Origin of the sequence: Bacteroides caecigallinarum (genome assembly GCF_021531075.1) — a bacterium.
Lineage (GTDB): Bacteria > Bacteroidota > Bacteroidia > Bacteroidales > Bacteroidaceae > Phocaeicola > Phocaeicola caecigallinarum_B.
In genome coordinates this window covers 1-20,388 of sequence record NZ_JADYTJ010000035.1, presented here as the reverse complement: position 1 = coordinate 20,388, position 20,388 = coordinate 1, and the positions used below count along the sequence as shown (strand labels likewise).

Sequence of the window (20,388 nt, the reverse complement as noted above, 5' to 3'; positions counted from 1 at the left end):
TTCTCTCCTTTTAATTAACCAATAATTTTGATACTCTTCCAATCACAGTAACCGTTAGCTACAGCTTCGTTCAATGCAGCATCCAGTCCCTTCTTGTTAATAACTCTCAAGCCGTTAGCGCAGATATTCAGGCTAATCCAGCAATCTTGTTCTACATAGTAGAATTTCTTTGTAAACAAGTTCACATCAAATGTTCTTTTAGTTCTTCTCTTTGAGTGTGAAACGTTGTTGCCAATCATGGCTTTCTTTCCGGTAATTTGACAAATTTTTGACATTTCTATCTAGTTTTTATAGTTTCAATTCGTTCATTCTTTAAAACGGAGTGCAAAGTAAGTGTTTTTATTTCAAACATGCAAACTTTTGAGTGACAAATTCTATTTTTCCTCGTTATTTTCTTGATTTTGACACAATTCACGCAATAAATACAGTGCTCTTATGCTTGCATTATGCACATTTTGTTCTCTTCCGTTGTCTTCACTTAACTTTTCTGTTACCACCTTATCTTTATTACCGGCAGCAATCCACACCGTACCTATCGGTTTCTCCGGAGTACCCCCTGTAGGACCGGCAATACCGGACGTAGCTACAGCAAAATCGGCGTTAAATGCCTTTAAAGCTCCCTTCACCATTTCCACAACAGTTTCTTCACTCACGGCACCATATGTTTCCAATGTCTCTGCGCTTACTCCAAGCAGATTCTGTTTTGCTTCGTTGGAATATGCCACTATTCCACCTTTATAAAATTTAGAGCTTCCCGGAATAGATGTTATATTGGCAGCCACATTACCGGCAGTACAACTTTCCGCAGTGGCAAGCGAAAACTCCTCTCTCCAGAATATTTCGCTTATATCTTTACTTAACATTTTACCTTCTACTGACATAATCTCTTTATTTTTAATATTATTTTATTGTCACCCTTGAATATGCAGGTTTATCTATCGAGCAAAAATCCTTATCAAGATATTTATAATAACCCGTAATGGCTATCATGGCAGCATTATCCGTAGTATATCCGAATTTCGGAATATAAATATTCCATCCATATTTTGCCGCATGTTCACGGAATGCATTCCTAAGCCCGTTATTTGCCGAAACTCCACCAGCCACAGCCACCTCGTTTATACCGGTATCCTTAACCGCCTTACGAAGTTTATCCATCAGGATATCCACGATAGTCTTCTCCAGCGAAGCAGCCAAATCCTCTTTATGATGTTCTATAAAGTCAGGATCACCCTTAAGCCATTCCCTGAGTGAATAAAGAAAAGAAGTTTTCAGTCCGCTGAAGCTATAATCATACCCCGGGATATGAGGCTTACTGAAAGTATACGCCAAAGCATTACCCTGTCTGGCCAGTCTGTCAATTATCGGACCTCCTGGATAACCCAGTCCCATGACCTTCGAGCACTTGTCGATAGCCTCTCCGGCAGCATCATCAATAGTCTGTCCCAGTACCTCCATATCATTATAAGCATTCACACGGATAATCTGCGAGTTACCTCCCGATACCAGAAGACACAGGAAAGGATATTTAGGCTGGTTATTATCCTCGCCCGATTCCTTAATAAAATGCGCCAGTACATGTCCCTGCAGATGATTTACTTCTACCATAGGAATATCAAGAGACCTTGCAAGTCCTTTCGCAAAAGAAACACCTACGAGCAGCGAACCCATAAGCCCCGGTCCGCGTGTAAAAGCCACTGCGCTCAGTTCTTCCTTCTGCACACCTGCCCTTTTCAGGGCCTCATGCACTACTGGCACAATATTCTGCTGATGAGCTCTCGATGCCAACTCCGGAACCACACCGCCATAAGCTTCATGCACTGCCTGACTGGCAATCACACTTGACAGCAACACGCCATCGCGTATTACGGCAGCCGAAGTATCATCGCACGACGACTCTATACCTAATATAACGACATTATCCATTATAATCTATAATATTAAAGTTTGAAATCAATAAGTAAGTATCTCCAATCCGTTCTCGGTCATAAGGAAAGTGTGTTCCCACTGTGCCGAAGGAAGCTCATCCTCTGTAACAACTGTCCAGTCATCCTCCTCATCTACAAACACCCTATGTGTACCCATGTTTATCATCGGTTCTATCGTGAAGACCATTCCCGGAACGAGCAACATACCGGTACCTTTTCTTCCGAAATGCTCTACGTCAGGCTCTTCGTGAAATTCCAGTCCAACACCGTGTCCGCACAAATCTCTAACTACGGAGAAACCGTTCTTCTTGGCATGCTTTTCTATCGCATTGCCTATATCGCCCACAAATCCGAAAGGAGTTGCAGCCTTCATTCCAATCTCTAGACACTCCTTGGCCACGTTCACTAACTTTTCTTTCTCCGGTGATGTCTTTCCTATTATAAACATACGCGAAGCATCAGAATAATATCCATCCAAGATAGTAGATACATCCACATTGATGATATCGCCCTCTTCAAGGATTTCATCTTCCGACGGAATACCGTGACATACTACCTCATTAATCGATGTACAAACGCTTTTCGGGAATCCTTCGTAATTCAAAGGAGCAGGAACAGCCCCGTGCGAAACAGTAAAGTCATACACCATCTTGTCAATCTCGGCAGTACTCATACCGGCTTTAATCTCGCTTGCCACTAAGTCAAGCACAGCAGTATTAATCAGTCCGCTACGGCGTATACCCTCTATCTGTTCAGGAGTTTTAATAAGTTTTCTTGAAGGAACCAGATGTCCCTTATTCTGAAAGTAAAGAACTTTTTTGTCAAGTTCAGTCAGTTCAGCACCTTTAGGCACTTTCCAGTTTATCTTGTATCTTACCATAAAAATCAATATTGAAATACTATGCAAAGGTAGTAAAAATCGAAATAGACAGGAAACCATTATGTAATAGTTTTACCTTGCACTATTAAAAAATGCTAAATGGAAGAATCTTACCAAAATAAAAGAAGTATAAACCTTTTTATTCTAACACAATAAGTCTATATTTGTAGTCAGAGGTTATAACCTTATTCTAATAACAATTTAAAACATATTAAAATGGACAAGTATCAAATCGGCGTAAATGCCGGAATTGTCTGGAACAAACTGAAAGACAACGCACATTGGGATTACAAACAGCTGAAGGCAGCAACAGGTTTAACTGACAGAGATTTGAATGCTGCAATAGGCTGGCTGGCCAGAGAAGACAAGATTGATTTTGACATCAGCGATCAGCACGACACACTATTCCTGAATGTTAATGTTTACATTGGATGATATACAGTCAATAGTTTAATTCCACGCCTCGTACAGAACGCGAAGTTTCGTACGAGGTTTTTTATTTTAATCTCAAATTAGTACCTTTGCAAAAGAATTAGAACAAAACACCAAAAAACTTTTTATGAAATACAAAATCATCGTTTTAGACCTTGACGGTACGCTAACCAACAGCAAAAAAGAAATCACTCCACACACACTCGAAGTACTTATCCGTGCACAGAAACAAGGCATTAAGGTCGTTTTAGCATCAGGCCGCCCTACATATGGCATCGTTCCATTGGCAGAAAAGTTACAGTTGTCAAAGTATGAAGGCTATATACTTGCATACAACGGCGGTGAAATCATAAACTGGAAAACAGGTGAACTGATGTACAAGAACCTGCTCGACCACGATGTTCTCCCATACCTTTATAAATGTGCCAAGGAGAATAATTTTGCTTTAGTAACATACGACGGAGAATATGTCCTCACCGAACATCCTGACGATGAATATGTATTGAAGGAAGCTATCCTGAACGTAATGAAAATCAAGAAGGTTGACAATTTCCTCGAAGCAGTAAAACATCCGATAGCAAAATGCCTTATCGTAGGTGAGCCAACCCGCCTTGCCGAACTTGAAAAAGAAATGTACGAACATCTGAAGGACTGTATGGGTGTATTCCGTTCCGAACCGTATTTCCTCGAATTAGTGCCTAAAGGTATCGACAAAGCACAGTCGCTGGCAGTCCTGCTTAAGGAATTGGGTATGACCAAAGACGAAATGATAGCCATAGGCGACGGCTTCAACGACCTTTCAATGATTAAATTTGCAGGAATGGGAGTCGCAATGGGCAATGCACAGCAGATAGTAAAAGACAATGCCGACTTTATCACACTTACCAACGAAGAAGACGGTGCTGCATATGCGATAGAGAAATTCATGAACGAAGAATAATCTTTCCGATATCATTACTATACAAAAAGAGCACAACACAAAATAACCATATTTCGCGTTGCGCTCTTTTATTATACCTGACCTTATTCCAGTGCATCGATATTCTGCGAGTTTAGCAACGACTTACCTAAAACTCCTGAAGGTCCTTATCCAGCAATGCATCTCCACCGATAAAGAAACGCAGTTCTCCACCAAAGTTCTGACGTACCTTCAAGAAAATAACCTTGTCAAAAAGCCACTAACGGACGCAACAGATTTTCAATCCCGTAGAATAAAGATTACTGTCACAAAGCCATTGTATTCCCTTTCTTAATCCATAAGCACCAAGACGATACACATAGCTTTTAACCTGAGCATATGTAGTCGGAGCAAATTCCTTACCTTTTCTCAAGAAGGAATTATTGTTCGAGCATGTCCTTACAGAATCCTCAAACAAGTCTATCAGCGTCTTCTTCATTGTATATCCAATTTAATATTATTTAAGATACGAAGATACTAAAAACTTTGTACATCATATTAATTCATCATGCATTTATATAACATAAATGTTCGAGGCTATCACAATGTCTTATTCATTTTTAAAATTTCTGACATGTTTTTTTATTATTACCATCCTTTCATCTTTGGCATATCCAGCCCATATTCCCTTTCCACCATTTATATTTGATTTAAGATTTGTAGTGCTTGGAAAAAGAGGATTTTTTCCGTTCATTATCTCATTTTCATAATCACTCCAGAAAAGATAAGCATCTTCAGGCAAACGTGTGAGCTTTATCATTACAGTATCATCCAACTCATAATATGGGGTATATTTTACATCATTATCAGTCTTACCTATTTTAAATCCTCTGTTTACTTCAATATCTATAACAGAATTCTTATACCCCTTATCACTAATTGTTCCCATAAAAGAAGGCAAGTATCTTTTGTTATCCGAAAGCACCTTTGAAAAAAACTTATAATAATCATCCCGCTCCGGATTATCCCTAAAAGTCACAGAAATATTATACAGGTCATCCTCGCATTTTCCAACCATAAAATTATCAATTTCAACAGGTTCAGGAATATAAGTTTCGGCAGTCACTGTTTTGCCGGAATATTCAACCTTCAGATAATATCTTTTTCCATACTCTCCCTTAATGACAGAACTTGTGTACACAAAAGCACTCAGATAGTCCCTGTCAACCCTTCCTACCAATACTTCTTCTCTTTCACCGTCAGACAATGTCACTTTTGCCCATTTTATAGGTATATCCATAGCCGGAACATCCTTTCCTTCAGAGTACAACGGCAGCCACTGCGTAAGAAGCACGTTAGCTCTTGAATTGTTTTCTATCCATCCTTCAACAACTATCTGAGGTTCAAAATCTATATCTCCAAAATCAAGTTTCGGCGTACATGAACATAGCAGCAATGCTATAAGACAGAAACATTTTATTCCAAATATGTCAAGAAAACAGTTTCGTTTTGCCATAATCTCAATATTTAAATAAATAACTGATAGACGGAACGACATTATATAAAGCGGCTCCAACCGGCCCTATGCGAATATTCTCTTTATCGCTAATATTAGTTTTGATATGTATGAAAGCCGGATTGTTCCTTCCATAGCAGTTATACAAAGAGAAATTAATAGAGCTTTGCACCTTTCTTCTTTTCTTGAATTTATAAGTGGCAGACAAATCCATTCTATGATAAAGAGGCATTCGAGAACCATTATACGGCCCATATTCGTTAATCATATTTTCGCCTATAATATATACAGCTACCGGCATAGTATATGCATTTCCTGTTGCCATTACAAAAACACCGGAAACATTCCATCTGTCATTTATCCTATAATTTCCAGCAACTGAGAGGTCATGCCTTCTGTCGTTCTTTGCTGGAAATGATTTACCGTTATTGATATCAGGAAATATTCTTTCTGATTTTCCGAGAGTATAACTTATCCATCCGTTGAATCTTCTTTTATTGAGTTTCAGCATAAACTCCAGTCCATAACTATATCCCTTACCATAAAGTATATGTTCCTCTATTTTATATGTATCATTTATTATATTGAACAACTCACCATTGAATTCCAACTGATTATTGAATTTTCTATAATACAAGTCAGTGTTTATTTCCAATGAGTTATCAAACAGTGATTTATAAAAGCCTGCAGACAGGTTATACGAAGTTTGGGGAGGGATATAGTTTGAAACAGGCAACCAGAAATCCGTCGGCATCCCTATACCTGACACCATCACCTGATTCATATATTGATTCTGCGTAGTAAATGAAAAGTTGTATCTTGTGTTGGCATCATATATATATTCTAAATTCAGTTTCGGTTCAACATCATTATAGAAACCATTCTTTCCGTCTACATAGGCAACATTATTATATCTTACTCCAATATTCGAGTTCAATTTATCAGAGAGTTTCACTCTTCCCTCAGCAAATACCGAACTGACATATACTCTCATCATTCCGGGCCTGTTGCCCACATTATCCGCACCGAGCAATGTGTTCACTCCCGGATATTGAGGCAGTATATTGTGTGATGTAAACTCAAGACCGGCATTAATGTTTAGTTTGTCCATCTGAAAATCCACTTTTCCCTTGTAGCCGAAATCATTAATTTTCGAGTCCATAACCATCTGTCCGGAGCCAAATTCCACCTCAATATTATTATCATAATGACTGGTATAAATATTATTCAGTATTCTAAGTTTGTCATTCATAATGTTTTCCCACTGTGCAGAAACAGCATAATTCATCCAACTGCTTCCCCCGTTAGCCTGATAATAATACTCATTCATAGAAAGAGCGTCATTGCCGATATATCCGTTTACAGTAATTTTATTCTTATTATCCGGCCTTGCGGTATATGTAAAATTATAATCCTGAAAATCATATTGCGGTTTGTACCTTGCATTGTCTTTTATGAATATATTCAGGAGAGCATTAATATAAGTTTTTCTGCCAGACAATTTTATAGCTCCGTTTTTACCGAGCGGTGACGCTATAGTAAGTTGTGACGCTATTATTCCAAGACTTCCGTCAATTTCCACCTTATCAATATCTTCTACCTCACATTCAACATCTATTACAGAAGAAAGCTGTCCCCCATATTCTGCCGGAATATAAGATTTCATAATAGAAGCATTATTTATATGCGAGCTATTGAACACTGAGAAAAAGCCAAGCATATGAGAAGGATTATACAGCGTTGCACCATTTATTTTAAACCTGTTATGCGCCGAATCGCCTCCCCTGACATAAATACCGGAATTCATTTCCCCGCTGGTCTGCACCCCGGGCATTAACTGAATGGTTCTAAGTAAATCTACCGTACCCATAAACTGCGGCATATCCTGCATATTTTTAATATCCAGTTTAAGAACATCGGACATACCACCGGTAATAGGCTTAAAAACTTTGTCAGCTGTTATCTCTACGTCATCCAACAATATAGGGTCAACAAACATTAGCAAAGAGTCTTTTGATGTATTTTGTGAATTTACACTAACAACAGCCGTCAACAGAGCAATTATAATGGTAACAAACTTACGCATCAATACAATCCTGGTTAAAAAATTATAAAGAGGTGAGTGATAGAGAGTTAAAATCTGTCACACACCTCTTGAACTACAATATTTGTTTATGATTATCTGTCTGATATCATAAAAAAGGAATCAGTTAAAATCAATATAAGCATCAAACTCATCTCCCAAGTCTTCCACTTTGTCTACAAGTTTTTCAAAACTGATATCGTCAAAATAGCTTTCAAAGCTAAACTTGGAATTATCGCTTGCAAATGTAATGATTGGCTCTATGTCATAGTATTCTCCCCATTCATCACTATCATCATATGCCTGCATGTTGAATCGCGCTATAACATTATCACCGTTAGTATAATACATTTCTCCTTTAAGATACTCGTTATATGCTTCTGCAATTTTTGTCTGATGAGCCATTGTATTTTCTTCTTCCCAGTATACATCATCCAATCTATCCAATTTGTCTACAAGTTCCTTTACGCTTGATACAGAACCTTTCAGAATAACTCCATCTTTATCACCGTAAACCTTTACTTCTACCTGACCGCTACCGAACAAGTTCTGAATAGTTTCATCATCTACATTATCTCCAATTACATCACCATTTGTCATATCTTTACCATTGATAGAAGCATTAGCCTCTACTATCTTTGTTCCATCAATAGAGAATGCCAGATTTGTGCTTGCCTTACTTGAGTTCACATCCAGATGTTCCTCATATTTATAACCATTTGCATCTACTGTTATATCAGAAACTACAGTTTTTGCACTATTGTCAACTTTCATTTTACAAACCAATGTAAGCTCAGTCTTACCATCATATGTAACAGTAACCTTGGCAACTTCAGGCACCATTACAGAATAGCTGGTACCATCATCATAAGCATCAAACTTTTGCTCAGTGCCTTCTTTTGTAATCTGGATAACAGCATCTTTATTGTCAGCCTTAAATCTGAATTCAAGTTTATCGGAAGCATCATCCTTTTCCCAGTTATAATAAACATATCCCCACTCATCCAATTCCTCACCTGTCCATGTGTAAATACCGGCATATCTTGCCAAAGAGTAGACTTCACTGTCTGTAGCTCTTGAAAGACTGCTTACTTTTCCCAAGCTGTTGTCTTCGCAGATGCTTTTCAATGTCTTTGCTAAATCCTGAGCTCTTCCACTTGCAGAATTTTCGTCTATTTCAAGACCATCAGAATATTCGATGAAAGCATCAAATGTTTTAACCAGATTTTTCTGTACTTCAGGATTGACTTTATTGGCAATACTCAATCCTATCTCCTCCAGCTTTGCTTTGTGTTCATCAGGAGTCAACTCTGTGTATGGACTATCTTCAGTTTTATCACCACAAGAAACCAAACCCAATGTAGAAAAACACAGAATACCTGCAATAAATAATTTACTTGTTCTCATAATAACAACTTTTATAAAAATATTATTCCTAAAACTAAACTTGTGTTTACAAATATATACAATAACCTACAGACAATATTGATTTTTAATTTATTTAACCATAAATTCTTTTATTTTTTGTTTATCCGCAAACTATTACCTATTATCAAACCGAATCATAATCCGAATTAATGAAAGAATCTCCACAGATTCCATAATTATCAATTCTTATTCCCCACAAATATATCCATCTCCCCATCATATATCGGACTCTCGATACCTAAGAAAGACAATACACTGTGGAATACATTATACTGTCCTACTTCGCGGCTTGCATCAACCTTCATATTCCTGTCCGAAGTCCACACGATAAAAGGAATTTCCACCTGCTCTTTTGGAGCCACAGCCATAGGCACACCATGCATATACAGATTTCCCTCACCAAGCGACTCGCCATGATCGGACACAAACATCACACATCCGCGCCTTTCCGGTATCTCTCGCAGAATGTCAATCACCGAATGCACCAGATAGTCGGTATATACTATGGTATTATCATAAGCATTCATCAGTTCCTGCTTGTCAGCTTTCGCCATCTCCACAGTGGTACATACCGGAGTGAAGACCTCAAACTCGGCAGGATACTTCTTGTTGTACGTCGGACCATGACTTGTACTGGTATGCAGAATCACCAGTACCTTGTCTTTATTGCTCGAAAGGATATCCTCCTTCAGTCCGGCAAGCAACACCCCGTCATACCTATCATCAGCTTCAGGGTATTTCTTTTTTATATCCTTCGCCTTATAATACTTTTCTATATGCACCGGAGGCTCACCCCAGTTAGCAGTACGCCACACCACGTCAACCCCATTACGGAACAGATAATTAGGAAGGATCTCATAAAGTTTGTTTGTCTCTTTATGGTCCAGTATCGCTTTCACACCTGCAGTAGTATACGTAGCAGCAGAATTAGCTATCAGTGCCGTCACACTGTCCTTCTTCAGCAAAGGATTAGTTTCTCTGTCATATCCATACAGCGAGAAATTCTCCCTTCTGGCCGACTCACCTATTATCAGCACACACACATCCTTCGATGTCGTTGCTATCTTGGCATCCGGCAGAAGAATCGCCTTACGGTTTCTCTTCTTCTCAGCATTATAGAAACGCACGGAATTCACCGTATACGACCAAGGCATCAACAGACTCCCCAACTGTGTAGCATGGCGGTCTATCCAAGGCCAGTTCTGAATATTCACAAGTGCAATAACAAGAACAACACCAAGCGACGTACCGATATTGGCAAAAAACTTCTTAGTCTTGCCATAGTCCACCTTTCTCATCGACAGATAGATACACGGCACCACTCCCAGCACCAGGATATACAGCAACGACAGCCATGAAAAGAATCCCGAAGCCTCGGAATACTGTGTATTGAACACGTTCCCCATCATCTTGTCCGTAACAAGCACCTGATAAGTATTTATAAAATAAAGGCACAAAGCATTCCCCAGAAATAGAAAACCAAGGATACACTTACCTACCACACGTCCGAGAAACAATACAAGATAATAGAAAAAATAGTTCAAGCCAAGCATAATAAATATCAGCCCGGCAGTTATAAGCACTCCATTAAAATCCGCCTTTATATTCTCAATCACATGGCTGAAGAACGGCCAGTGATATGCAATAAGAGTAAATACACTCAATTCTCCTGCCACACGTGCAAGAGACACTCTTTCTTTCAAAAAATTTCTCATCTGAAAAATACTTTATAAAACAATACAATAACCCCGGCGCACAAAGCCAGAACTGCAAGATTAAAAAGAACCGTCAGCGGGATATTCACAGTATTCGAAGGCTCTCTGTACGGAGAATCCGAAACAGAGGCATCATATCTGGCAAACGGATTAGAATATATCACCTCCCCGTCCGGGAAATAAGCAGTAATTCTCACATACGGATCGTCCGGTTTCATATCATATCCAGCCTTCATCGCATCCTTGGCCAATGCCAGAGTTGTATGATTCTGACCTATGAACTTAATGCTGTCAGCTTTCTGCGACAGAGAAATAAACACAGTAGCACTGTCCAGTCCTATTTCCTTAACAGAAGGCAAGTTCCGGTTTCTGGCATATTTCACTTCCCAGTCGCCGCGACCATAATCAGGCACACGCATCGCATAATATCCCCCACTAAGCAATGTCTTCTTTATATCCTCATATCTGGCCGACGGGCAATACAGGAAATTACACCTTACAGCCATCTTACCCGACCTGTCAGGATAATGCAAGTCATCGTTTGCAAGTCCGAAACTGTACCGTCCGGCGCTAAGAGCCCAGTCCCAATACTCATTTTCCTTGCTTTTTCCGCTATCCAGTTCCATCAGTCTGTAGCCCTCAAGCCTTCTCATCTGAAATTCAGAAGTTCCCCCTGTTCTTAGCGGATGATTCATCTGTATAAAGTCAGATTCCTTTCCCAGCAAATCCAGTTGGAACTGTTTCTGGAACACAAACAACGGCAACAGATTGTCAAAGCGGTTTACACTCTCACATCCGAATACAAGTTTGTGATATTTAAACAGATTAATCCCATGTTCATACACATTCACCTGTAGCGCAGTGTCATACGGATGAACCGTCAGTTCGTTATGGTTTGAGAAAGTAACGATGTCATATCCGAACTTTCTGTACGCGCTGTCAGTCTGGTCAGGCCAATACTCACACTCATTGAAAATCCCTTTCACACGCGTATGAGTATGAAAGTTAGCCCTCTTCCACGGAATGGAATCCAGCCCCTTCAATGAAGCGTAAGGATTGAAAATATCCGGTCCGCTGAAAGGTCTGGCCTCACTGAAATTATATACCGGACTTACACTTGTTGCAACAATAGCAAACAGGGCAATGAAAAACACCACTCCTATGAGTTTCAGCAGTAAGACACCTGCCTTCCGAAAAAGTCTCTTCATATTATTTTACTCTTAAATTTACCAATGGTTGGCAAATATACTGCTTTTATTTTATGATTTAGAGTTTGCCCCACTCTTTTTGTTTAGAACATATCCTTTCCAATCCACCGTTATATTCCCCAATCATTCTGTCTATCACCTCTTTAGCCGTAGGTATATCGTCCACCATACATGCCACCTGACCTATTTCAAGTTCCCCCGCAGCGATATCCCCCTCGAATATACCTTTCCTTGCCCTGCCGGAGCCTAATATCTCTGCCATCTCCTCAGCACTAGCCCCTCTGCCCTCGGCAGCCTCAACCTCACGATAGAAATCATTCTTCACCAGACGTGTAGGCACCAGTTTCTTCAAAGCAAGCATAGTATCACCTTCACCAAGACCTATACAAAGTCTCTTAAACTCCTCACTTGCCGAACTTTCCTCAGTAAGAGCAAAACGTGTTCCCACCTGTACCCCCTCGGCACCTAAAGCAAAAGCAGCAAGCATAGCATCACCTGTGGCTATACCTCCGGCCGCAATAAGTGGTACATCAAGATGCCTTTTAACCTGCGGAACAAGCACCATAGTAGTTGTTTCCTCCCTTCCATTATGTCCACCGGCTTCAAATCCCTCGGCCACCACAGCATCCACCCCTGCCTCCTGACACTTCAATGCAAATTTCGTACTAGCCACTACATGTGCCACCTTTATACCCGCATCATGAAGTCGCGAAGTCCATATCTTAGGATTCCCAGCCGATGTAAAGACTACAGGGACATTCTCATCAATAACCACCTCCATCAATTCCTCGGAATATTTTGATATAAGAGGAATATTTACCCCGTACGGTTTGTCTGTAGCAGACTTACACTTGATGATATGCTCCCTAAGCACATCCGGGTACATTGAGCCCGCCCCTATCAGTCCCAGTCCTCCTGCATTACTCACAGCAGCAGCAAGTTTCCAGCCACTGCACCACACCATTCCACCCGAAATTATCGGGTACTTTATTCCGAAAATATCTGTAATCCTGTTTCTCATTATCGTAAATATTAATTAGTTCGAAAAGCGAATATAATATTTTTTTCTTCACCGCATAGGGGTTTTTCTATAAACCTGCGTTATACCAGTGAAAGAAACAAAGAAATAAACGAAAATTAAATACTAACTTAACTAAACTATTTGAATTATGAAACTGAAATTTTTAGCATTGTCATTGGTAATGGTAGCAGGTGTAAACATGGTAAACGCACAGAGCACAACTAAAGACTTCGTATCCGAAGACAGAAAGCATGATATCCGCCTGTCAGTAAGCGACGGACTCACACAAGGAACATCAAACATCCTTGGAATGGGAATCGCTGATGCAGTATTAGGAACAAAACGCTCTGACAGCAAGACAAGCCTCACCTACGGATTTGGCTACCGTTACAGCATCAACCGCTTCAGATTAGGTGCCGACCTCGGATTCGGAATGACAACAAGCAAACTTGCACTGGCAGGCGAAAAGTCACCATCCATAAAAGAGAAAGACTTGCGTTTCCTTGTTCTCCCCACTGCTGAATTTGTTTACTTCAAGCGCAGACTTGTTGAGCTCTACGGTTCGGCTGCTGCAGGTGTAAACATGTCAAGACATACAGAAACCGCTCTTACTAAGGAAGCGACAGCAGGCAAATCAAGTTTCAGCACCGAATTTGCATACCAGGTAAACCCTATCGCACTTAGAGTTGGCAACGACCGTGTAGGCGGTTTCGTTGAAGCAGGTCTTGGTACTAAAGGTTTCCTTACAGCCGGTGTAAGCTTCAAATTCTAATAATACGACAGACTACTTCAATCATTTAAGATTTGTTTTTTCATACATTCTCTACTTAAAGATGAGCCGGTTGTTCGGATTTTCCGAATGATCGGCCTTGCTATTACTATTTAAACAGTATTTAAATACCATTTAAACACTGTTTAAACGCTGTTCGAAGGTTTGCAAAAACTTTTAAAAACCTTTGCAAACCTTTCGCAAACATTCATCAAGCTATAGAATTCATCGCATCAATCAAGTCATTGTAGCTTGTTACTTTATGATACTTGACATTGGCTGTTGACATTGAATTAAACAGTTTTTCAGCACAGTCTATCTTCGCATTCTCTATTTTAGAGAGCTGCATTGACGACATCGAACCTTTTGTTTCAGCTATAAAGAATATATGTTTCACGCCATCCCTTTTCATTGCAATAGCCCAGTCGGGCGCATAATTACCTACAGGAGTAGGAATCTGGAATGAACGCGGCAATTTGGCATACACAACCACCTCACTTGCCTCGTCAAGGTCATGAGCAAAGTTTCTTTCTCCTTTACTGTCACTGAATACATAGTCCGTAACATGCTTTTTAGCCTCGTATGCCTTGTCAAAATCCATTTTACTTTTTGAAGTAAAAATCTCACTGTCGTATTTGCCGTCCGTCATATTATAACGTATAGCCTCTACAATCATTGTTGACTTCTGCTCTTTGATTATACCTATAACCTTTCGTATGAACTCCTCAGGATTATTCTTGAAGAAATACAGTTTGCTTTCCTTGATACCCTTCAATATCCTGACTACACTTCGGCGAGTAAGATTTGCACCCTTTGCAATATCACCCACCAAGTCATACCTGACAGTAGAGGTACATACATTAGTAAGCGTACGCGATTGCGAACGCGTATCACCAAACTCCGCCACATTTTTCTCATCCTGAGTACCCTCTATCATCACATACCTCAACTGCTTCACATCCAGCTCGGCATCAATATGCAGAATCACATTCCTAATAAGTTCCTCACTGTCATAACTTACGGAATATACATACTTATGATTAATCTCCTTCCACAAAGCCTGGAACTCCTCCTTGTTGAAGTTATCGTTCAGTTTGTTTTCCGGAATCACCACCTTATCCTCCACTATCATATCTTCCAGAGCCTTAGGATCAAAGATAGAGTTAATCAATCTGGTGACTCCCTCTGCTATAGGCTGAAGTTTCAGTGGAAGCGGAGCCACACATCCGTTAGTCACAGCCTCACGATATGCTACAGTGATATTCTTATTTTCGTCTATATATCCGTTGTCCTCCAGATATACAATTATACGACTTGCCTCCGACTCCGTAACCACATGAATTTCCTCTCCAATCTTGATTTTCTTGTCCTGGAAATAACCTATAGTAGCCTTTGCCGCCCTTTCTCTCAATACCTCTCTTGTTTCACTCTGCAATGCACTTGTAAAGTCGGCATAACTTTCATTGGCAATAACAGTCAGTTTGTTCACCTCATGCACCTCATCGCCAAGCAGTTCGGCATCCATTCTCGTACCGTTCTTGTCTACACAGATACGCAATCCTCGTCCCACTTCCTGACGCTTTGCTGTAGTGGAATTGGAATGTCTAAGCGTACAAATCTGGAATACGTTAGGATTATCCCATCCCTCGCGTAAAGCGGAATGAGAGAAAATAAATCTCGTCGGTTCCTCAAAACTCAGCAACCTCTCCTTGTTTTTAAGAATAAGGTCGTATGCCGAAATATCATCCGACATACCCGTCTTCTTCTCTATCTTTCCGTCTATAACCCTATTGGTTTTCTTGTCAATAGAGAAATATCCACGATGCACATCCTGAGCAGAGAAACGGCTTATATATCTGTTATAGTCCTCATCCCAGATTTTCAGCAGGTTTGCTGCCACACGCTCATATTCCTCCTCGAATATCTTCTGGAACTTACCTTTCACCTCATTTCCGTCATCATCATAGCTCTTATACTTAGCCACTTCATCAATAAAGAAAAGCGAAAGACATTTTATGCCAAGCTTGAACAGCCTGCGTTCCTTCTCGAAATGCGAAAGAATCGTTTCCCTTATCTGCACCCTCTGCATTGTTTCCTCACTGCTGTCACCTATCACCTCTCCACGCTTTATCGTAACACCGTTCAGGAAAGTAACATACCCTTGAGGATTGATTTCGGACACCACAAAACTATCATACTGGGCAAGTCCAGACTCCACTTTCAGAGTATCACCCACTCCAAAAGTCTTTATCTTTCTTACAATATTGCCTGATGCAGTCTTTACCTCTATTTCAATACGTGCCATAGGCGGATGCTTGGGCGAAAGCACTATATTGTCAAGATAAAGATATCCGCTTGTTCCACGCAGGTTCTTCACCTCGAAACCCTTTACATGGATTCTCTTGACAAGTTTCTGACGGTAAGCATCCAGCGCGTCAAGAGCATACACAGTGTTATGACGGGTTCTGTGGGTAGCCGAATAATTCAGAACGAACAACGGTTTGAATCTTTTAATACCAGCCTGTGTAGCCTCTCCCTCCATTTTCTGAGGCTCGTCCATTATTATGATAGGATTATTGGCAGCTATCACGTCAATAGGCTTTCTGCTTCCGAACTCGTCACGTTCCGAATAGATAATACGGCTTTCCTTGCTTCGTCCACCCTCTTTCATCGAAGCCGCAAATGCCTGTGTATTTATAATCATCACGTTAAGCCCTGCATCCGAAGAAAAGCTGTCAAGCTTCGTAAGGTCAGAACTGTTATACACAAACCAGCGGGCCTTTTTGCCGTAATGTTCCATAAAATGCTCCTCAAGCATATTGAAACTCTTTGCCACACCCTCACGAATAGCTATGCTCGGCACTACAATAATAAACTTGCTCCAACCATAACGCTTGTTCAGTTCGAACATAGTTTTGATATACACGTATGTCTTACCAGTTCCTGTTTCCATCTCTATGTCGAGGTTCACCGCTCCCATACTCTTTATCAGAGCCGTAGAAGGAGTAATATCATAAAGGTTCTGCACCGAGTTGATATTACTCAGCAACTGTCTTACGTCGAGTTCCACCTGACGGTTACGGTATCCCAAATCAAATTCGTCACCTTCATCGGTTTTCCTCTGATAGTTCCGTCCCATGTCACGACGATAGCGTGTTACATCATACGACGGTTGTCCGGCAAAAACAGCCACTGTATTTTCCACCGCTTCAGTCTGATATGCCTGTATCTTAAAGTTGAATTTCATTATCTTCTGTATTTTCAGTTTAATTCTTCTTACCTTTCTTTCCGAAATCATCAATTGCTCTGATAGAATCAAGGTAATCCTGTTCCACGTCACTTATCGTGCGTTGTTTGTATTTACGGTACTCATTTGTAGCATGTTCCATCGCCTCTGTATGCGACACACTACCGGAACCCTCCAGAAGTTGTTCGCCCGACATTGTAAGAATCCTATCCAGATAGGCAGCCCAATCATTCATCGTCATCGGCTGTTCTCTCTCTGCCTGTCGTTCCGCAAAATCCAAATATCCGGAAACAAGCTGCCCCATTGACCGAAGTTCTTTTTCGTCCAGATAGTTTTTTGCAGTCTTGGCCTCAACCAATGTCGGATGAGTTCCCTTAAATGTAAATAGTCCCATAAAGTCCTTTTCAGCATCGGCACGTTCCACTATCAGTTCTGCCGCAGTATGCCCATGTACCGCATAGTGTATCTTGTTCTGTACTTTCTTGAAAAACTCCTGCGATACTGAAGCTCTTGGATCATAGTCAATACTTGTAGCATATATCTCAAGTACCTGGCGGTAAAACACCTTCTCCGTCGCACGAATATCCCTTATGCGTTCCAACAATTCTTTCCAATAACCACCCCCACCAAGTTTTTTAAGACGCTCATCATCAAGAGTAAACCCCTTTATCATATATTCTTTCAGACGTTGTGTCGCCCATTGTCTGAAATGTGTAGCTACACGCGATTTTATTCTATACCCCAAAGATATAATCATATCAAGGTTATAGAACATCATATCTCGTTCTACCTGCCTACTACCTTCGTTACGAACCTGTCGGAAATTCCGACAGGTTGAAAGTTCATCAAGTTCCTGTTCCTCATAAATATGCTTTATATGTTCCACAACATTTGTTCTTGACGTTTGATACAACTCAGCGATTTGTTGCTGCGTAAGCCACAAAGTTTCATCTTCTATCCTGACATCAATCTTTGTCTGCCCGTCAATAGATGTGTATATTATAATCTTGTTGTCTTCCATTTTCAGCCTCACAATTTACAGGATTTTTCTTACCGTATCTTTGCTATATGCTTCAAACAGCTGGTCGAAGTTGTCTATCACATTGTCCGACGCAGCCGATGCATCTCTCATAACGAAATAGACAGGATGCATCTTTGCTATTTCCGTAATAGTAGTTTCGTTCACATCTTTGTCGAAACATGCTATAAGATAGTTTTCATCCACAAGAAAGACTTCCTTACCTGCAATTTCCTGCTTTTCTATCTTGGCAGACAGTTCTATTCCCAAATCAAGCATCACCTGGAAAAGAAGGTCTTCGGCAGTTCTGTCCTCTTTTACGTTTTCGCTGAAAAGAGTGTTCAAGCTGAATTCTTCCGGTGTATAATATACATCGTTCATATTGCTGCTGTCAAGTTTCAGGACGCGGAAACCGGTGTCGAGGTTTTCTATTCCTTCTTTATCTGCATTTTCTTCTTTTATTTTTTTACCGGCTCTGCAGATACGTTCTTTTCCTATTTCACAGATGTTCTTATATCCAGCTTTATATGCTTCACTCTTTTCATCTGTAAGTTCAGGCAATTGAACCATAATGAATTTACGGTTCCCGCCATCTTCCGCGTTAAGCTGCATGACGGCATGGGCGGTTGTGGCTGAACCTGAGAAAAAATCAAGTATTACTATATTATTATCTTGATTTAAAATTCTTATTAAATATTTTATTAATCCAACAGGCTTTGCAAAATCAAAAGGAATTAATAAAGCTGACAACTCTTTTGAACTATGTCTATTCTCAAATCTTGTTATCAAATCATTAGGAATAGTACCTTCATCCATCCTGTCATTCAACCAAATTTTAGTATAAATATTCCATTTTGAAGGTTTACCAAACTCGTCAAGAAGAATTCCCTTTGCCGTTTTTTTAAACTCAACATTCCCTTTCTCCAACTCTGATTTATATAAATCATAACTCCATCTCCAAACACCATCTGTAGAAACTGGAACAACCGTTTCACCTTCAATTATATGTAAAGGAAACGTTTCACCTGGTGGTATTACAAAATGACCGTCTGGACATTGTATATAATATCTTAAGCTAGGTCTAACTCCTAATGATGATTGGTAAAGCCCCATTGAGCGATAATATTCACCTTTTCTTATACCATCTAATTCTATTTGATTATATACTTTTTTTACTAAATCATCACTCATTTCTCCTCTAAAATATCTGGCTACATCATATTCTTTTGCATAAACAATAATATAATCTGTATTATGAGCAAAATATTTTCCTTGAGTTCCACCACCTGACTTCATCTGTCTACATACTATTCCCAACTGATTATTTTCACCAAATATTTCATTTAAAATTTTTATAATATTCTCAAGTTCATTTTGTCCTATAGAAATAAATATCACCCCATCATCAGTAAGCAAATCCTTAGCAACCTTCAAACGAGGGTAAATCATATTCAACCAATCCGTATGAAATCTACCATTACTCTCAGTATTACGCAGCATAGGGTCTATTGTCTGATTACCTTCTTCATCAAACAATCCGCTATTTTGCTCAAACTCAGTTTTTCCCTGAGCAAAGTCATCATTATATACAAAGTCGTTTCCGGTGTTATAAGGTGGATCTATGTAAATCATCTTTACCTTGCCAAGATAAGTTTCACGGAGCACTTTCAGCACTTCCAGATTATCTCCTTCAATATAAAGATTCTGAGTATTGTCAAAATCCACAGACTCCTCACGGCACGGACGCAAAGTCTGTGTAGTAGTTTCATTGGCAAGTCGTGATGCCGCACGCTTTCCCGGCCATGTAAACTGATAGCGTTCTTCTCCTTCCTCCAGCACATCATTAGTGAGTTCCGCTTTCAGCTTGTCAAAGTCTACAGCCAATTCCTGTTTTCCGTCCTTACCTATTCGTTCTGTCACACAATTTGGAAACAATTGTGCTATCTTATCTATATTGTTGCCTACAACATCAAGGCTCTGCATTTTCAGTTTTTCCATATTAAAAGTCTTTTTCGATACGTTCAAATGATGTTATTTTACTAACTAGAATCTTCCGTGCTTTATCTGATAACTTATTATTACCAAACAATTGGATTTCTTTATCTAATATAAAATCTATTAATTGTGAAATTTCATCATCATTTCCAACTACAATATGTGTTATAAATTTACAAAAATGATCTTCATCTACAACATCTTTAAAATCTGTAAATCTTAAATATGCGCAACTTGAAGAATATAACTC

Annotated in this window: 18 protein-coding genes; 3 read left to right on the top strand and 15 right to left on the bottom strand. The window is 39.7% G+C overall.

Going from position 1 to position 20,388, the window contains the following annotated elements; genetic code table 11:
• Positions 1 to 14 precede the first annotated feature (14 nt).
• The 4 genes from rpmB to map form a co-directional block, all read right to left on the bottom strand.
• Positions 15 to 275 (bottom strand): 50S ribosomal protein L28, encoded by a 261-nt coding sequence (gene rpmB, locus I6E11_RS10010; RefSeq protein ID WP_154042551.1) that lies wholly within the window; start codon positions 273 to 275, stop codon positions 15 to 17.
• 99 nt (positions 276 to 374) lie between these two features.
• Positions 375 to 881 carry a CinA family protein gene (locus tag I6E11_RS10005; protein ID WP_235337907.1) on the bottom strand — a complete coding sequence of 169 codons (507 nt, stop codon included), beginning with the start codon at positions 879 to 881 and terminating at the stop codon, positions 375 to 377.
• 19 nt (positions 882 to 900) lie between these two features.
• Complete coding sequence (tsaD, locus tag I6E11_RS10000; RefSeq protein WP_235337906.1) at positions 901 to 1,926, bottom strand: tRNA (adenosine(37)-N6)-threonylcarbamoyltransferase complex transferase subunit TsaD; 1,026 nt, start codon at positions 1,924 to 1,926, stop codon at positions 901 to 903.
• Positions 1,927 to 1,953: 27 nt separating this feature from the next.
• Complete coding sequence (map, locus tag I6E11_RS09995; RefSeq protein WP_235337905.1) at positions 1,954 to 2,808, bottom strand: type I methionyl aminopeptidase; 855 nt, start codon at positions 2,806 to 2,808, stop codon at positions 1,954 to 1,956.
• Between the two features lie 216 nt (positions 2,809 to 3,024).
• On the opposite strand from map, the gene I6E11_RS09990 reads away from it, so the two are divergent.
• Positions 3,025 to 3,243, top strand: a complete 219-nt coding sequence (locus tag I6E11_RS09990) for a winged helix-turn-helix domain-containing protein (RefSeq protein WP_235337904.1) — start codon at positions 3,025 to 3,027, stop codon at positions 3,241 to 3,243.
• Between the two features lie 124 nt (positions 3,244 to 3,367).
• Complete coding sequence (locus I6E11_RS09985; RefSeq protein WP_235337903.1) at positions 3,368 to 4,180, top strand: Cof-type HAD-IIB family hydrolase; 813 nt, start codon at positions 3,368 to 3,370, stop codon at positions 4,178 to 4,180.
• 238 nt (positions 4,181 to 4,418) lie between these two features.
• On the opposite strand, the gene I6E11_RS09980 is transcribed toward I6E11_RS09985, so the two are convergent.
• From I6E11_RS09980 to I6E11_RS09950, 7 genes are all read right to left on the bottom strand, one after another.
• On the bottom strand, positions 4,419 to 4,637 hold the full coding sequence (locus I6E11_RS09980) for a hypothetical protein (protein ID WP_235337902.1): 219 nt from the start codon (positions 4,635 to 4,637) through the stop codon (positions 4,419 to 4,421).
• A gap of 111 nt (positions 4,638 to 4,748) precedes the next feature.
• Positions 4,749 to 5,654, bottom strand: coding sequence for a DUF4249 domain-containing protein (locus I6E11_RS09975; protein ID WP_235337901.1), 906 nt, complete (start codon positions 5,652 to 5,654; stop codon positions 4,749 to 4,751).
• A 4-nt stretch (positions 5,655 to 5,658) separates the two neighbouring features.
• Positions 5,659 to 7,740 carry a TonB-dependent receptor plug domain-containing protein gene (locus I6E11_RS09970; RefSeq protein ID WP_235337900.1) on the bottom strand — a complete coding sequence of 694 codons (2,082 nt, stop codon included), beginning with the start codon at positions 7,738 to 7,740 and terminating at the stop codon, positions 5,659 to 5,661.
• A 120-nt stretch (positions 7,741 to 7,860) separates the two neighbouring features.
• A complete protein-coding gene (locus tag I6E11_RS09965; RefSeq protein WP_235337899.1) occupies positions 7,861 to 9,144 on the bottom strand; it encodes a hypothetical protein in 1,284 nt (427 codons plus the stop codon).
• Positions 9,145 to 9,344: 200 nt separating this feature from the next.
• On the bottom strand, positions 9,345 to 10,880 hold the full coding sequence (gene eptA, locus I6E11_RS09960; RefSeq protein ID WP_235337898.1) for a phosphoethanolamine--lipid A transferase EptA: 1,536 nt from the start codon (positions 10,878 to 10,880) through the stop codon (positions 9,345 to 9,347).
• Complete coding sequence (locus I6E11_RS09955) at positions 10,877 to 12,088, bottom strand: hypothetical protein (protein WP_235337897.1); 1,212 nt, start codon at positions 12,086 to 12,088, stop codon at positions 10,877 to 10,879. Before I6E11_RS09955 ends, eptA begins: the two co-directional genes overlap by 4 nt.
• A gap of 58 nt (positions 12,089 to 12,146) precedes the next feature.
• Positions 12,147 to 13,109 (bottom strand): NAD(P)H-dependent flavin oxidoreductase, encoded by a 963-nt coding sequence (locus I6E11_RS09950; RefSeq protein ID WP_235337896.1) that lies wholly within the window; start codon positions 13,107 to 13,109, stop codon positions 12,147 to 12,149.
• A 148-nt stretch (positions 13,110 to 13,257) separates the two neighbouring features.
• Between I6E11_RS09950 and I6E11_RS09945 the strand changes: the two genes are divergently transcribed.
• Positions 13,258 to 13,881 carry a hypothetical protein gene (locus tag I6E11_RS09945; RefSeq protein ID WP_235337895.1) on the top strand — a complete coding sequence of 208 codons (624 nt, stop codon included), beginning with the start codon at positions 13,258 to 13,260 and terminating at the stop codon, positions 13,879 to 13,881.
• Positions 13,882 to 14,089: 208 nt separating this feature from the next.
• Here I6E11_RS09945 and I6E11_RS09940 read toward each other — a convergent pair whose 3' ends face one another.
• From I6E11_RS09940 to I6E11_RS09925, 4 genes are all read right to left on the bottom strand, one after another.
• Positions 14,090 to 17,125: a type III restriction-modification system endonuclease gene (locus I6E11_RS09940; RefSeq protein WP_235337894.1), complete on the bottom strand. Its 3,036-nt coding sequence runs from the start codon at positions 17,123 to 17,125 to the stop codon at positions 14,090 to 14,092.
• A 19-nt stretch (positions 17,126 to 17,144) separates the two neighbouring features.
• The gene (locus I6E11_RS09935; RefSeq protein WP_235337893.1) at positions 17,145 to 18,146 is read right to left on the bottom strand and encodes a virulence RhuM family protein; all 1,002 of its coding nucleotides are present in this window, start codon (positions 18,144 to 18,146) and stop codon (positions 17,145 to 17,147) included.
• A gap of 15 nt (positions 18,147 to 18,161) precedes the next feature.
• Positions 18,162 to 20,141, bottom strand: coding sequence for a site-specific DNA-methyltransferase (locus tag I6E11_RS09930; protein WP_235337892.1), 1,980 nt, complete (start codon positions 20,139 to 20,141; stop codon positions 18,162 to 18,164).
• A gap of 1 nt (position 20,142) precedes the next feature.
• Positions 20,143 to 20,388: hypothetical protein (locus I6E11_RS09925; protein WP_235337891.1), on the bottom strand; the 246-nt coding region annotated here is incomplete at its 5' end.

Excerpts from the sequence above, each read along its gene's own strand:
- rpmB (WP_154042551.1), bottom strand. The coding sequence starts at position 275 with ATGTCAAAAATTTGTCAAATTACCGGAAAGAAAGCCATGATTGGCAAC.
- I6E11_RS10005 (WP_235337907.1), bottom strand. The coding sequence starts at position 881 with ATGTCAGTAGAAGGTAAAATGTTAAGTAAAGATATAAGCGAAATATTC.
- tsaD (WP_235337906.1), bottom strand. The coding sequence starts at position 1,926 with ATGGATAATGTCGTTATATTAGGTATAGAGTCGTCGTGCGATGATACT.
- map (WP_235337905.1), bottom strand. The coding sequence starts at position 2,808 with ATGGTAAGATACAAGATAAACTGGAAAGTGCCTAAAGGTGCTGAACTG.
- I6E11_RS09990 (WP_235337904.1), top strand. The coding sequence starts at position 3,025 with ATGGACAAGTATCAAATCGGCGTAAATGCCGGAATTGTCTGGAACAAA.
- I6E11_RS09985 (WP_235337903.1), top strand. The coding sequence starts at position 3,368 with ATGAAATACAAAATCATCGTTTTAGACCTTGACGGTACGCTAACCAAC.
- I6E11_RS09980 (WP_235337902.1), bottom strand. The coding sequence starts at position 4,637 with ATGAAGAAGACGCTGATAGACTTGTTTGAGGATTCTGTAAGGACATGC.
- I6E11_RS09975 (WP_235337901.1), bottom strand. The coding sequence starts at position 5,654 with ATGGCAAAACGAAACTGTTTTCTTGACATATTTGGAATAAAATGTTTC.
- I6E11_RS09970 (WP_235337900.1), bottom strand. The coding sequence starts at position 7,740 with ATGCGTAAGTTTGTTACCATTATAATTGCTCTGTTGACGGCTGTTGTT.
- I6E11_RS09965 (WP_235337899.1), bottom strand. The coding sequence starts at position 9,144 with ATGAGAACAAGTAAATTATTTATTGCAGGTATTCTGTGTTTTTCTACA.
- eptA (WP_235337898.1), bottom strand. The coding sequence starts at position 10,880 with ATGAGAAATTTTTTGAAAGAAAGAGTGTCTCTTGCACGTGTGGCAGGA.
- I6E11_RS09955 (WP_235337897.1), bottom strand. The coding sequence starts at position 12,088 with ATGAAGAGACTTTTTCGGAAGGCAGGTGTCTTACTGCTGAAACTCATA.
- I6E11_RS09950 (WP_235337896.1), bottom strand. The coding sequence starts at position 13,109 with ATGAGAAACAGGATTACAGATATTTTCGGAATAAAGTACCCGATAATT.
- I6E11_RS09945 (WP_235337895.1), top strand. The coding sequence starts at position 13,258 with ATGAAACTGAAATTTTTAGCATTGTCATTGGTAATGGTAGCAGGTGTA.
- I6E11_RS09940 (WP_235337894.1), bottom strand. The coding sequence starts at position 17,125 with ATGAAATTCAACTTTAAGATACAGGCATATCAGACTGAAGCGGTGGAA.
- I6E11_RS09935 (WP_235337893.1), bottom strand. The coding sequence starts at position 18,146 with ATGGAAGACAACAAGATTATAATATACACATCTATTGACGGGCAGACA.
- I6E11_RS09930 (WP_235337892.1), bottom strand. The coding sequence starts at position 20,141 with ATGGAAAAACTGAAAATGCAGAGCCTTGATGTTGTAGGCAACAATATA.